The 13,699-nt window shown below is 63.0% G+C and carries 11 protein-coding genes; 7 read left to right on the top strand and 4 right to left on the bottom strand.

What is annotated here, in order from left to right; genetic code table 11:
• Positions 1 to 205 precede the first annotated feature (205 nt).
• Positions 206 to 1,120: an oxygen-dependent coproporphyrinogen oxidase gene (hemF, locus tag LQK84_RS12255; RefSeq protein ID WP_230829013.1), complete on the bottom strand. Its 915-nt coding sequence runs from the start codon at positions 1,118 to 1,120 to the stop codon at positions 206 to 208.
• 158 nt (positions 1,121 to 1,278) lie between these two features.
• Between hemF and LQK84_RS12250 the strand changes: the two genes are divergently transcribed.
• The gene (locus tag LQK84_RS12250) at positions 1,279 to 1,539 is read left to right on the top strand and encodes a hypothetical protein (RefSeq protein ID WP_230829012.1); all 261 of its coding nucleotides are present in this window, start codon (positions 1,279 to 1,281) and stop codon (positions 1,537 to 1,539) included.
• Here the strand turns inward: LQK84_RS12250 and LQK84_RS12245 are convergent.
• Both LQK84_RS12245 and LQK84_RS12240 read right to left on the bottom strand, forming a co-directional pair.
• A complete protein-coding gene (locus tag LQK84_RS12245) occupies positions 1,508 to 2,539 on the bottom strand; it encodes a 2-dehydropantoate 2-reductase (protein WP_230829011.1) in 1,032 nt (343 codons plus the stop codon). The two genes, LQK84_RS12250 and LQK84_RS12245, sit on opposite strands and share 32 nt — an antisense overlap.
• Positions 2,536 to 3,744 (bottom strand): MFS transporter, encoded by a 1,209-nt coding sequence (locus tag LQK84_RS12240; protein ID WP_230829010.1) that lies wholly within the window; start codon positions 3,742 to 3,744, stop codon positions 2,536 to 2,538. The genes LQK84_RS12245 and LQK84_RS12240 overlap by 4 nt, the downstream gene beginning before the upstream one ends.
• Positions 3,745 to 4,077: 333 nt before the next feature.
• Here LQK84_RS12240 and LQK84_RS12235 point away from each other — a divergent pair, with 333 nt between their 5' ends.
• The gene (locus LQK84_RS12235; RefSeq protein ID WP_230829009.1) at positions 4,078 to 5,028 is read left to right on the top strand and encodes a flagellin N-terminal helical domain-containing protein; all 951 of its coding nucleotides are present in this window, start codon (positions 4,078 to 4,080) and stop codon (positions 5,026 to 5,028) included.
• Here LQK84_RS12235 and LQK84_RS12230 read toward each other — a convergent pair whose 3' ends face one another.
• Positions 5,029 to 5,505: a tRNA (cytidine(34)-2'-O)-methyltransferase gene (locus LQK84_RS12230; RefSeq protein WP_230829008.1), complete on the bottom strand. Its 477-nt coding sequence runs from the start codon at positions 5,503 to 5,505 to the stop codon at positions 5,029 to 5,031.
• Between the two features lie 426 nt (positions 5,506 to 5,931).
• Between LQK84_RS12230 and LQK84_RS12225 the strand changes: the two genes are divergently transcribed.
• From LQK84_RS12225 to LQK84_RS12205, 5 genes are all read left to right on the top strand, one after another.
• Positions 5,932 to 7,785, top strand: a complete 1,854-nt coding sequence (locus tag LQK84_RS12225) for an ABC transporter ATP-binding protein (protein WP_230829007.1) — start codon at positions 5,932 to 5,934, stop codon at positions 7,783 to 7,785.
• Between the two features lie 967 nt (positions 7,786 to 8,752).
• A complete protein-coding gene (locus LQK84_RS12220) occupies positions 8,753 to 10,645 on the top strand; it encodes an ABC transporter ATP-binding protein (RefSeq protein WP_230829006.1) in 1,893 nt (630 codons plus the stop codon).
• Positions 10,646 to 10,861: 216 nt separating this feature from the next.
• Entirely contained in the window at positions 10,862 to 11,425 is a 564-nt protein-coding gene (gene petA, locus LQK84_RS12215; protein ID WP_269072047.1) for a ubiquinol-cytochrome c reductase iron-sulfur subunit, read from the top strand.
• Positions 11,426 to 11,442: 17 nt separating this feature from the next.
• Positions 11,443 to 12,699: a cytochrome b gene (locus tag LQK84_RS12210; protein ID WP_230829004.1), complete on the top strand. Its 1,257-nt coding sequence runs from the start codon at positions 11,443 to 11,445 to the stop codon at positions 12,697 to 12,699.
• Positions 12,700 to 12,725: 26 nt separating this feature from the next.
• Entirely contained in the window at positions 12,726 to 13,601 is an 876-nt protein-coding gene (locus LQK84_RS12205) for a cytochrome c1 (RefSeq protein ID WP_230829003.1), read from the top strand.
• Positions 13,602 to 13,699: the final 98 nt, after the last annotated feature.

Genomic DNA, 13,699 nt, shown 5'->3' with positions numbered 1-13,699 from the left:
GTCCCGAAAAGTGACCCAAAATGATATTCGGGATGATCGTCAGGCATAAGCTTGGCGTATGTGCCCGATGGCGCGGCGAGGGATGGTGACCGCGTCCTCTGCCTTTCTCGTCCAGGCAGGCGCGTTGCGCATTCAGTTCGCCGCCTGATGCTTCTGCCGCTCCCTCCAAACCGGGAAACGATCGAGACGGTTCAGGCAGAAAAGATCAGGGCCAGCGCACCATGGGCGGCAGCGAGGAAAGAATCGACTCGACATTGCCGCCGGTCTTCAGGCCGAAGATCGTGCCGCGATCGTAGAGCAGGTTGAACTCGACATAGCGGCCGCGGCGGACCAGCTGTTCCTCGCGGTCCTGGTCTGTCCAGGGCGAGTTGAAATTCGACTCGACGATCTTCGGATAGACCATGGCAAAGGTGCGCCCCACATCGCGGGTGAAGGCGAAGTCGGCTTCCCAGCCGCCCTTGTCTTCCGGCGAATGCAGCCAGTCATAGAAGATGCCGCCGATGCCGCGCGGCTCGTTGCGGTGCTTCAGATAGAAATAGTCGTCGCACCAGGCCTTGAACTTCTCATAGTCCGCGACTGCCTCGTTGTGGCGGCAGGCGAGTTCCATGGCGCGGTGGAAGAGCTTGGTGTCGGGATCATACTGCGTGCGCCGGCGGTCGAGCACCGGCGTCAGGTCCGCGCCGCCGCCGAACCAGTTCGACGTGGTGACCACCATGCGGGTGTTCATGTGCACGGTCGGCACATTGGGGTTCACGGGATGGGCGATCAGCGAAATGCCCGACGCCCAGAATCGCGGGTCTTCCTCGGCGCCGGGAATGGTCGACCGAAACTCGGGAGAGAATTCGCCGTGCACGGTGGACGTATGGACGCCGACCTTTTCAAAGACGCGGCCCGTCATCATCGACATGCGGCCACCGCCGCCGCGGCCCTCGTCGCGATGCCAGTCCTTGGCCGTGAAGCGGCCGGGCTCGCGATCGGAGAGCGGGCCGGTCAGCCTGTCTTCCAGAGCCTCGAAGGATTGGCAGATCTGGTCGCGCAGGCTTTCGAACCACTGGCGAGCCGCGCCCTTCCTGGCCTCGATATCGGGCGGAAGGCCCTTCGGTAAGCTCGGTCTCTGCATCCGGATATTCCGATTCCGATCAACGTCTTGCGCTCTGCCCTTCGAGCGTTGAACCATCTAACAGCAGGAGGAGCCCACATCCAGCCCGCGAATTGACTCTCCCCCGGGAATTGCCCATCTTGAGGTCAAATATTGCAGTTTCTGTAAGGCGAGGCAGCATGGCGCGGATTCCCGGGCCTCCTCCCATGAACGGGCTGAGGCGAAAGATTGCAGAAAGCCGGCGTGACAGGGCCGGCGCGGGCGAAGGTCGTTTCGTCCGCGAGACATTTCTTTTGCCGCGTGAAGACGCGCGCGCCAAGGCGCGGGAATGGTTCGACAATTTCCCGAAGGCTGCCTACTGGACCGAGGTCGAGAGCTGGCGTCAGCTTCCCGATGGCGCAATCGAGTTCACGATGCGCCGCCTGCCATCCGCCGATTGATCAGGTCGGCGATCTCGCCGGCCGTCCAGGTCTTGCATCCACCGCATTCGGCCTGTTTCACCAGCTCGACCATGGTCTCGTTGGCCGGGCAGGGGACGCCGTGGCGGCGCCCGTGTTCGGCCACCGTGCCGTTGAGGAAATCGATTTCGGTCCGACGCCCGGCGGCAAAATCGTCGGCCATGGAGGAGCGGGCGTCGCGCCCGATCTTCTGCAGCTTCAGGCCGGTGCGGTTGAAGAACCAGTCCGGCGTCGACAGGAAATAGGGAATGAGAGCCGGCGGCAGGGGCCCCAGCTTGGCCGGCTCGATGTCTTCGGCGCTCATCACTTCCAGGCATTCGTCCTGCAGCATGGCCAGAAGCCGTCGCCAGCCGCGATCGGAAAGTTCGTCGTAGAGCGTCAGGCCTGACAGCGCGTTGAGCGGATTGTTGAGATTGAGGAGCAGCTTGCTCCATTTCACCGCCTGCATGTCATCCACGAAGTCGACCGGCGAGGCCGTGCCGGCGAGCGGCGCAAGCGCTGCCTCGAGCACCGGGTTCCGTCCCGCGATGATGTTGCCGGCGCTGGTCTTGCGGACATGGGTCGGGTTGGGACGGATGACGTTATAGGGCACCATGCCCTCGACGACCGTCATGCCCGGCATGAGCGCCTGCAGGCGGGCGGCATTGCCGACGCCGTTCTGCAGCGAGAGGATCACGGTGCCCGGCCGGGCGTGGTGAGCGATGTCGGCGGCGGCCTGACCATCGTCGGTCGTCTTGACGCAGAGCGCCACGATATCGGCATCCGATAGCGCCTCGGGCGTTTCGGAGAAGGCGAGTTCCTTCGGGTCGAACAGCCGCGTCCTTCCGTCGCCCTCGACACAGGCTCCCTCTTCGGCGACGGCGCCGACCAGAGTGGGGCGGCCGATGAAGCGGATGTCGAGGCCGGCAGCAAGCCAGGTCAGGCCGACATGGCAGCCGATCGAGCCTGCACCGAGAATGACGATCCGCGCGGGTCCTGTCATGGCGTCGTGCCTGCCTTGGCGGGCAAGGGTCCGTTGGCGAGTTCCGCGAGCGCGATCGGCAGCGTCAGCAGGAAGCCCACCACGGCAATCGCCGGCCAGCCGAAATGCGCATAGAGCACCGGCCCGAGCGCCGAGGTGATCGACCCGGCCACAAAGATGGCGCTGATATAGGCCGAGTTGATCCGGCCGCGCTCTTCTTCGGAAAGCGCATAGATGAGCCGCTGGCTGATCACCTGGTTGGACTGGACGCAGGCGTCGAAAAGCGCCGCGGAGAGTGCGAGCGCAACGATCGCGCCGGCATGGACGAAGTAGTCGGTGAGCGCGAGGAGGATGGCAGCGCCCAGGCCAGCGGCGATCGTCGCCGCGCGCGACAGGCCGCGGTCGGCAATGCGCCCGGCCAGCGGGGCTGCGAGCGCGCCGCCTGCACCGGCAAGCGCAAACAGGGCGATCTCCTGCTGGTCGTAGCCGAAGCGGTCGGCGAGCATCAGCGGAACGGTCGTCCAGAAGGCGGTGAACATGCCGAAGAGCGACATCTGATAGGCCATGCGGCGGCGAAGCACGCCGTAGCGCATGACGGTTGCCGCCGTCGAGCGGAGCGTCTTCAGATAGCTCTCCTTCAGCGCCGGCTGGCGGATGGGGAGGAGGGCGCGAAGAAGCAGGCCGATCAGCAGCGTCATGCCGGCGGCGGTGAGGAAGACACCGCGCCAGCCGACGACGCTGGCGAGAAAGCTGGAGAAGGGGCGGGCGAGCATGATGCCGGTGACGAGCCCCGCCATGACCGTGCCGATGACGCGGCCGCGCCGCGCCGTCGAGGCCATGCCGGCAATCATCGGGATGAGGACCTGCGCACCGACGCAGGCGGCCCCGGCAATGACAGCCGAGGTGAGGAATGCGGCCTCGTTGCCGGAAAACGCGATCGCCGCGAGGGCCATCGCAGTCACCACGAGACTTGTCGTGACCATCATGCGGTTCTCATAGCGGTCGGCGAGCGGCACGATGAGGGCAAGGCCGAGGCCGTAGCCGATCTGCATGGCGGTGACGATCAGGCCTGCAGCCTGCCGCGACAGGCCGATGTCGCGGCTGATCGGGTCGATCAGCGGCTGGGCATAGTAGATGGTGGCAACCAGCACGCCGGAACCGATGGCGGCAAGCCAGACCATGAGCGCGGTCGGCTCGGGCGTGGCATCGGGGCGGACTTCAGACATTGCGGCACTCACTGAAGGCGTGATGGGAGCGTCGACGCGGATCGCGGCGGGACTGCTCCGAAAGCGTATCGGATGATGGGAACCTGGCGGACGCGGGCGCTTGAGGCTCCGCGAAGCACGACCATCTTAGACCGGAAGATCGCCTTGGAACAACCCGTTCCGGGTCCCTAGATTCATTCAATTCCAACAGATCGGGGAAACGCGATGTCAACATGTGCCTGTTAATGTGATGGTCGAAGGGGTGCGCGAAGGTCGCAGGCCCTGTTGTCGGACATCGCGAGCGGGCCTCATGCAGGGGCACCGGGCAGCGGTCCGCAGAAACGGGAGACGGCGATGGCCGGGGTCTCATATAATGGCAGTGCAGCGGGCGCTCTGGCGCTGCTGACCGGATCGACGCAGGCGCTGGAAGACCAGCAGCGTGTCATGGCAAGCGGCCGCAAGGTCGATCAGGCCTCGGACAATGCTGCCTACTGGTCGATCTCCAAGGCGATGAAATCGACCGGCATGTCGATGACTGCGGCGGCCGATGCCTCCGAACTGGGTGCAGCCACGGCCGATGCCGCAAGCCTTGGAATGAACAAGGCAACCGAACTCGTCCAGGACATCCAGACCAAGCTGATCATGGCCAAGGCCAAGGGCGCCGACAAGAGCGCGCTGAACTCCGAAATCACCCAGCTCAAGGAACAGCTCGGCACCGTCATGAAGTCGGCCGGCTTTTCGGGCCAGAACTGGCTTTCCAGCGGTCCGGCGAAACCTGCCACGACGTCGCTCGTCGCCTCCATTTCCACGAACAAGGATGGTGTGACGATGGTCCATGGCCTCGACTTCGACACGTCGAAGGTCAATCTCGCCTCCAGCGGCAATGCCGCAGACGGCCTGCTGACCAGGGATTATGCCGTCACGAACAAGGGCGGCGGCAGTTACAATTTTCACCTGCTCGACGTGGGCTCCTCGACGCCCGCCGGTGGCAGCGAGATCGCGCTGACCAACGCGACCAGCGACGACGAGATCAATGGCATGATTTCGGCGGTCGGCGGCATGCTCAACAAGATGTGGGCCGGTGCCTCCGAACTCGGCTCCGTCTCCGGCCATCTGCAGGGCACGTCCGCCGTCATGCAGCGCCTGCAGGACACGCTCGACATCTCGACCGGCAAGCTGGTCGACGCCAACATGACGAAGGTCGCCGCCAACATGGCAGCTGCCAAGGCCGCCGCCCAGTTCAGCATGATCGGCCTTTCCATCGCCAACCAGCAGGGCGCCAATTCCTTCGCGCTGTTTAGGTAATCAGGGCAGGGTGGGTGCAAACCCGCCCGTCTGCCTCAACGCTTCCCCCGCAATCATCGCCGCCGAAAGCGCGACATTGATCGAGCGCTGTCCTGCCGCCATGGGGATGAGGATGCGCGCATCCGCCCCTTCGTAGACATGATCCGGCACGCCGGCGCTTTCCCTTCCGAAGAGTAGAATGTCATCCGGCCTGAATGCAAAATCGACATAGGAGGAGGCGGCCTTGGTGCTGGCCAGCACGACGCGGCGGCCGCTTGCCTTTCGCCATGTCTCGAAGGCGTCGAAGTTGATGTGCCGCGTCATCGTCACCGAGGCGATATAGTCCATGCCGGCCCGCTTGAGGTTCTTGTCGGAGAGCACGAAGCCGGCCGGCTCGATGATGTCGACCGTCATTCCCATGCAGGCGGCAAAGCGCAGGATCGTGCCGGTATTGCCCGGAATGTCGGGCTGGTAGAGGGCGATTTTCAGGTCGGGCATGGGCTGCTCTTCTTCGTATTCTGATTCAACGTCTTCGGAACCTGATTCCAATAGGCCGGTCATGGCCTTGAATACAAATGATTATGTGGCCTTGTCGTGGATCTGTGGCGATGCTGCCACAGATTGTCAGCAATGCTGCCTATTCATCTTTCGGGGTGGTCAAGCGGGTTGAACGCGGTTATGTTCGTCCCCACTTTCAACCCGTAAAGAGGAGGCATTGATGGATCACATTCCGGTCTGGCGCATTCGCCTCCTTGTGCATATCTGGGCCGATCTCCGGCTGTCCTGACGGGTTTTTGAATTTCCAGTCCAGTTGCGGAAACTCACGTTCGGATCTTCGTGCCGAACCTGACCTGTCATCGTCCGGATTCCCTGTTTCATTCATTCGCCCGCATCTCAAGCGGGCCTCATTAGGAGAGAACCGCCATGTTCGGCTGGTTTGAAAAACGCATCAATCCGTTCCCGCCGGAGGTTCCGGAAACGCCGCCGGCGCGCTTCCTGGCCTTCTGCCTGCATTATTCGAAAGGCGTCATCGGCTGGCTCGTGCTGATGGCCGTGCTGACCGCGATGATCTCGGTCGGCGAAGTCATGCTGTTCAGCTTCCTCGGCAATATCGTCGACTGGCTGACGCAGGCAAACCGCGAGACCTTCCTGAAGGACGAGGGCGTGAAGCTCGCCTTCATGGGCTTCTTCGTGCTCATCGGCCTGCCGCTGATCGTGCTTGCCCAGTCGATGATCATGCACCAGGTCCTGCTCGGCAATTACCCGATGATCGCGCGCTGGCAGATGCATCGCTACCTGCTGCGCCAGACCGTGTCCTTCTTCGCCAACGAGTTTGCCGGCCGGGTCTCGACCAAGGTCATGCAGACCTCGCTGGCCGTGCGCGAAGTGATGATGAAGGTGCTCGACGTTCTGGTCTACGTCGTCGTCTATTTCATCGCGATGCTGGCGGTGGTTGCGGCCGCCGACTGGCGGCTTGCGATGCCGCTGGTGTTCTGGCTCTGCGTCTATATCGGCCTGCTCGTCTACTTCATCCCGAAGCTCCGGAAGATTTCCGAGGCGCAGGCCGACGCGCGTTCGATGATGACGGGCCGCATCGTCGACAGCTACACGAACATTTCGACCGTGAAGCTGTTCTCGCATGCAGGCCGGGAAGAAGCCTATGCCAAGGAAGGCATGCAGGTCTTCCTCGACACGGTGCACGGGCAGATGCGTTATGTGACGCTCTATCATTCGCTCGTTTACTTCAACAACGCGGTGGCGCTCTTCCTCGTCGGCGGTCTGGGCCTCTGGTTCTGGCAGTCGGGCGAAGTGGCGATCGGCGCGCTCGCCGTCTCCATGTCGCTCACCATGCGCATCAACGGCATGTCGCAATGGATCATGTGGGAAGTCTCGGCGCTGTTCGAGAATGTCGGCACGGTCTATGACGGCATGGCGATGCTGTCGAAGAAGGTGGATGTCACCGACGGGGAGGGGGCCAGGGCCGTCTCCGCGTCGAAGGGCGAGATTCGCTTCGAGGGTGCCCGCTTCCATTACGGCAAGAACAAGGGCGTCATCGAACATCTCGACCTGGCCATCCAGCCGGGCGAGAAGATCGGTCTCGTCGGTCGCTCCGGTGCCGGCAAGACGACGCTGATGAACCTGCTCCTGCGCTTCTACGATCTGGAGGCGGGGCGCATCACGCTCGACGGGGCGGATATCGCCACGTTGACGCAGGATTCGCTGCGCTCGCAGATCGGCGTCGTCACCCAGGATACCTCGCTGCTGCACCGCTCCATTCGCGACAACATCGCCTATGGCCGGCCGGATGCCAGCGACGAGGAGATCATCGCGGCGGCCAGGCGTGCCAACGCCTGGGACTTCATCGAGACGCTGGAGGACCAGAAGGGCAGGCGGGGCCTCGAGGCGCAGGTCGGCGAGCGCGGCGTCAAGCTCTCCGGCGGCCAGCGCCAGCGCATCGCGATTGCCCGCGTCTTCCTCAAGGATGCGCCCGTGCTCATCCTCGACGAGGCGACCTCGGCGCTCGACTCGGAAGTGGAAGCCGCGATCCAGGAAAACCTCTTCGCCCTCATGCAGGGCAAGACGGTGATCGCGATCGCCCACCGCCTCTCGACGCTGACCGAAATGGACCGCCTCGTGGTGCTCGAACAGGGCGCCATTGCCGAGACCGGCTCGCATGGCGAACTGCTGACGCAGGGCGGGCTCTATGCCAGCCTCTGGGCCCGGCAGTCGGGTGGGTTCCTGGCCGATGAGGCAGACGTCGATCAGGCTGCGGAGTAGGGCTGCGTGACGGTGCCGCCCGTCCTCTCCCCCCTGTGGAAGAGGATAGCCGCCCCAAGAGCCGCAGGCGATTGGCTTGGCGAGCTTGGTGAGGGGTGAACTGCGGCATATGCCGAGGATAAATCGAAACCCCTCACCTGGAAAATCTAGCACTTAGCTAAAGCTAAGATGCTGATTTTCCTTCCTCTCCCACAAGGGGCGAGGACCGGACGTCATCCCACAATTTCCCCACTCTCCAACCTTCACGCTATTCTGTAGCTCTCCCGCCACCGGATGGACCAGCGACGACTGGTTCAGGCGGGAGGAGAGCCTGATGGCGTTCTTCGTAACGTGCGGAGGATGTCATCAGGGGACGCGGGCGGCGATGGACCTGACACGTCTATCGAAACGACTCCCCCGATGGGCCGCGAATGGCTCGGCGGCTTGGCTGCGCCAAAGAACCCGTCTGCCTCCGCAGACGGCTTAGCGAGGCGGCCCGCGTTTGAGGATCAGGGTCGGATGAGGCCCTGCCTTGCAGATCTCGACGGGTCGCGCTGGCGCTCCGCCGTATTTTTAAACTACCAATCAGGGCGGCGCGTCAGCGTGGCTCTCCGGAAGCTGATGTCCAGAGACAGGGACGAAGGCGACAAAACCGGAGCGGAACTCGGGGAAGGTTTTTTCCGGGGATTTCGACGTGCCCACCCGTGGAACCTCACCCTGAGGTGCCTGCGCAAGGCGCAGGCCTCGAAGGGCCCTGTGCCACAAGCGCATCCTTCGAGGCCGCCCTGCGGGCGGCACCTCAGGATGAGGGAGGAGCAAGTGGCTCGCCGCAAATCTCCCCGCAGGGGGATTGGATGGAGGGGCCACCTCTCCAAATTGTAACGCCCCATCCGTGCCGCAGAATGCTAGTCTCATCCTGACAAACATCGACGCGGAATCGTGTAGGGTTTCATCCGGAGACCCGAGACCCAAGAGAAAGCAGCCATCCTTGAAGCGCATATTCGAACTGTTCGAGACCTGGATACCGCCCTTTGACCGGCGGGATGATCTGACGCCGCCGGAGAATGTCTGGGGCTTCATCTGGTTCTATGTCCGCCAGGCGAAATGGGCTTTCCTGCTGATGATGATCACGGGCGGCATGGTCGGGGCGCTGGAGGCGGCGCTGTTCTGGTTTGTCGGGCGGCTTGTCGATATCTTCGCCGGCATTCCCAAGGGGGCCGGCTGGAGCGAGTTGATCGCCGCGCATGGCACCGAACTGGCGGCCATGGTCGTCGTCGTGCTGGTCGTGCGCTTCCTCGTGACGGCCATCGGGGCGCTGGTCGAGGAACAGGCCATCACGGTCGGCTTCTTCAACATGGTGCGCTGGCAGGCCTATCTGCATGTGGCGCGCCAGCCGCTGGCCTTCTTCCAGAACGACTTCTCCGGCCGCATCGTCACCAAGGTCTGGGCAGCGGGGCAGGCGACGGGCGATTTCGTCACCTCGATCCTGCAGGTCGCCTGGTTCGTCGTCATCTACACCGTCTCGACCATGGCGTTGGTGGCGCGGCTCGACTGGCGGCTGGCGGCGCTCGTTGCCATCTGGATTGCCGCCTTCACGGTTCTGGCGCGCTATTTCGTGCCGCGCATCCGGGTGCATTCGCGCGACACGGCCGAGGCCGGCTCGATGCTCAACGGCCGGGTGGTGGATGCCTATTCCAACATCCAGACGCTCAAGCTCTTCGGCCGGTCGGAGGATCACGACGCCTTCATCCTCTCGGGCTTCAACACCTTCCAGAAATCCGTCACCCGCTTTGCCCGGTTCATCACCGGCGTCCGCTCGTCGCTGGCGCTTCTGTCGGGCATCATGATCTCGACCTTCGGCGCGCTTTGCGTCGATCTCTATCTGGCCGGGCAGATTTCGGCCGGTGGCGTTGCCTTCTCGCTGGGGCTGGTGCTCAGGCTCAACTTCCTGCTCGGGCGGCTGATGACGCAGCTCAACTCGATCATGCGCAATCTCGGCTCCATCCAGAATTCGGCGGAACTCGTGTCGAAGCCGATCACACTGCTGGACCGGCCGGATGCGGGCGAGCTTGCCGCGATGGACCCGGACATCCGCTTCGAGGCCATCCGCTTCCATTATGGCAAGGGCGGCGGCGTGATCGAAAACCTCTCGCTCGCCATCAGGCCGGGCGAGAAGGTCGGCATTGTAGGGCGCTCAGGCGCTGGCAAGACGACGCTCGTCAATCTGCTGCTGCGCTTCTACGATCTGGAGGGCGGGCGCATCCTCATCGGCGGGCAGGACATTGCCGCCGTCACGCAGGAATCGCTCCGTTCGAAGATCGGCATGGTGACGCAGGACACCGCGCTTCTCCATCGCTCCATCCGCGACAACATCATGATCGGGCGCTGGGACGCGACCGAGGCCGAGATGGTGGCGGCAGCGGAAGAGGCCGAGGCCTACCAGTTCATCCAGGGGCTGAAGGACCAGCGCGGACGCGAGGGGTTCGACGCCCATGTCGGCGAGCGTGGCGTCAAGCTCTCAGGCGGCCAGCGGCAGCGCATCGCCATTGCCCGCGTCATGCTGAAGAACGCGCCGATCCTCGTCCTGGACGAGGCGACCTCGGCGCTCGATTCCGAGGTGGAGGCCGCGATCCAGGAGAACCTGACGCGGCTCATGCAGGGCAAGACGGTGCTGGCGATTGCCCACCGGCTGTCGACCATTGCCGCACTCGACCGGCTCGTCGTCGTGGACAAGGGTGCGATCGTGGAGGAGGGGAGCCATGGCGAGCTCATTGCCCGCGGCGGGCTCTATGCCCAGTTGTGGTCGCGCCAGTCGGGAGGCTTCCTGGGTGGTGCCGAAACTGACAAAGCCGAATTGCCAAGTCCTCGCGCCGCCGAATGAATTGGCGACAGTCTTGACAAAGCTCAAAGCCGCCCCTTTTCCCGCGACATTGTGCCATCCCATACTTGTCACGTCTGGACATGAGGTCTGATCAAGCTTAGAACCTCGGTCGGATTGAGGGGAATCTGTGGCATTTGTTTGCCGCAGGAATCGAATCATGGGACGAGTATCGCAATCTTTTGCGTAGGGGATGATGAAGCCGTGAGCGACCACGACATGAACAGCCAAACCATGGGCGAGCCTACTCGCCGCGATTTTCTTTATCTGGCCACAGGGATGGCCGGCGCCGTCGGCGCGGTATCTGTTGCCTGGCCTTTCATTGACCAGATGCGTCCGGATGCGTCGACGCTGGCACTTGCATCGATCGAAGTCGACGTCACGGCGCTGAAGCCGGGCATGTCGCTGACGGTCAAGTGGCGCGGCAAGCCGGTCTTCATCCGCAACCGCACCGACAAGGAAGTTCAGGAGGCCAACGCGGTCAAGCTGGAGGAGCTCAAGGACCCGAAGGCGCGTAACCAGAACCTTCCGGTCGATGCTCCGGCAACCGGCGCCGACCGTTCGGCCGGCAAGGGCAAGGAAAACTGGATCGTCATGATCGGCTCGTGCACGCATCTCGGCTGCGTTCCGCTCGGTCAGGCGGGTGAATTTGGCGGCTGGTTCTGTCCCTGCCATGGCTCGGTCTACGATACGGCTGGCCGTATCCGTAAGGGTCCTGCGCCTGAAAACCTGCTGATGCCGATTTTCTCGTTTACAAAAGATACCGTCATCAAGATCGGTTGACGGGAGGGGACCTGATAATGAGTGGTGGACATTCTTCTTACGAGCCGACAACCGGTCTTGGGAAATGGGTCGATTCCCGTCTCCCGCTGCCGCGCATGGTCTATGATAGCTTCATTGCCTATCCCGTGCCGCGCAACCTGAACTATGCCTATACGTTCGGCGCCATGCTGGCCGTCATGCTGGTCGTACAGATCCTGACCGGCGTTGTGCTGGCCATGCATTATGTTGCCAATGTCGATCTCGCCTTCGGCTCGGTCGAAGGCATCATGCGCGACGTGAACCATGGCTGGCTGCTTCGCTACCTGCATGCCAACGGCGCATCCTTCTTCTTCATCGCCGTCTACCTGCACATCGCACGCGGGCTCTACTACGGCTCCTACAAGGCGCCGCGCGAAGTTCTCTGGATCCTCGGCGTGCTCATCTATCTCCTGATGATGGCAACCGGCTTCATGGGCTACGTTCTGCCCTGGGGTCAGATGTCCTTCTGGGGGGCGACGGTGATCACCGGCTTCTTCTCGGCCTTCCCGCTGGTGGGCGAGTGGATCCAGCAGTTCCTGCTGGGCGGCTTTGCCGTCGGCCAGCCGACGCTGAACCGCTTCTTCTCGCTGCACTACCTGCTGCCCTTCGTCATCGCCGGCGTCGTCATCCTGCACGTCTGGGCGCTGCATGTGACGGGCCAGACGAACCCGACGGGCGTCGAAGTGAAGTCGAAGACCGACACCGTGCCCTTCACGCCCTATGCGACGCTGAAGGATGCACTCGGCGTGGTCATCTTCCTCCTGGCCTACAGCTGGTTCGTCTTCTACATGCCGAACTATCTCGGCCATCCGGACAACTACACGATGGCCAACGCGCTGAAGACGCCGGCCCACATCGTTCCGGAATGGTATTACCTGCCGTTCTACGCGATGCTGCGCGCCATCACCTTCAACGTCGGCCCGATCGACTCCAAGCTCGGCGGCGTGCTCGTGATGTTCGGCTCGATCATCGTGCTGTTCTTCCTGCCCTGGCTCGATACGTCGAAGGTTCGCTCCGCCGTCTATCGTCCGTGGTACAAGCTGTTCTTCTGGCTGTTCGTCGCCGACTGCATCCTGCTCGGCTGGCTGGGTTCGCGTCAGCCGACCGACACCTACACGCTGATGGCGCAGTTCGGCACGCTCTATTACTTCGGCTTCTTCCTCGTCATCATGCCGGTTCTCGGCCTGATCGAGACGCCAAGACGGTTGCCCAATTCGATCACGGAAGCCGTGCTCGAAAAGAGCGCCAAGGCCTGATGCGCGTGGTGGAGAGGAACAGTACAATGAAAAAGCTTGTTGCAAGCATCGCCATCGCCGCAACGCTCGTCGGTTTCGGGGGCGTCGCCTCCGCGGCCGAAGAGCATGACCTGAAGGCACTGACCGAACATGCGATCGAGGGCGGGCACTTCCCGATCCTCAAGCCGAAGAACGAGGACTGGTCGTTTGCCGGCCCCTTCGGCAAGTATGACAAGGCTCAGCTTCAGCGCGGCCTCAAGGTTTACAAGGAAGTCTGCTCGGCCTGTCACTCGATGAAGCTGGTCGCCTTCCGCAGCCTGGAAGAGCTCGGCTACAACGAGGCGCAGGTCAAGGCCTTCGCTTCGCAGTACGATGTTCAGGACGGCCCCAACGGGGACGGCGAGATGTTCACCCGCAAGGGCGTTCCGTCGGATCACTTCCCGTCGCCGTTCGCGAACGAGGAAGCGGCGGCTGCCGCCAATGGCGGGGCAGCTCCCCCGGACTTCTCGCTGCTTGCCAAGGCGCGCGGCGTGGAACGCGGCTTCCCGACCTTCCTCATCGACATCTTCACGCAGTATCAGGAAGGCGGACCGGACTATATCCACTCGCTGCTGACCGGGTACACGGCTGCGCCGGAAGGTATCCAGGTGGCTGAGGGCACGTACTTCAACCCCTACTTCTCCGCCGCTTCAGCGCTGAAGATGCCGCCTCCGCTCTCCGACGGTCAGGTCACCTATGACGATGGCGCACCGGCCACGATCGACCAGTATGCCCGCGACGTCTCCGCCTTCATGATGTGGGCCGCCGAGCCGCATCTGGAAGAGCGCAAGCGCCTCGGCTTCATGGTCATGGTCTTCCTCGTCATCTTCGCCGGCCTCGTGTACCTCACGAAGAAGTCGGTCTATGCGAACAAGGAACACTGAGGCCTAACGGCTCAGCTGAATTATGAGCGAGGCGGTCCGCGAGGGCCGCCTTTTTCATGTCCGCCCGAGAAACCGTTTGCACGTCCCGTGGCATGCGC

Origin of the sequence: Rhizobium sp. C4, from assembly GCF_021026315.1 — a bacterium.
Taxonomy (GTDB): domain Bacteria; phylum Pseudomonadota; class Alphaproteobacteria; order Rhizobiales; family Rhizobiaceae; genus Ensifer_A.
The sequence above is the reverse complement of the archived record's forward strand: the minus strand, read 5'-3'. Positions and strand labels throughout refer to the sequence as shown.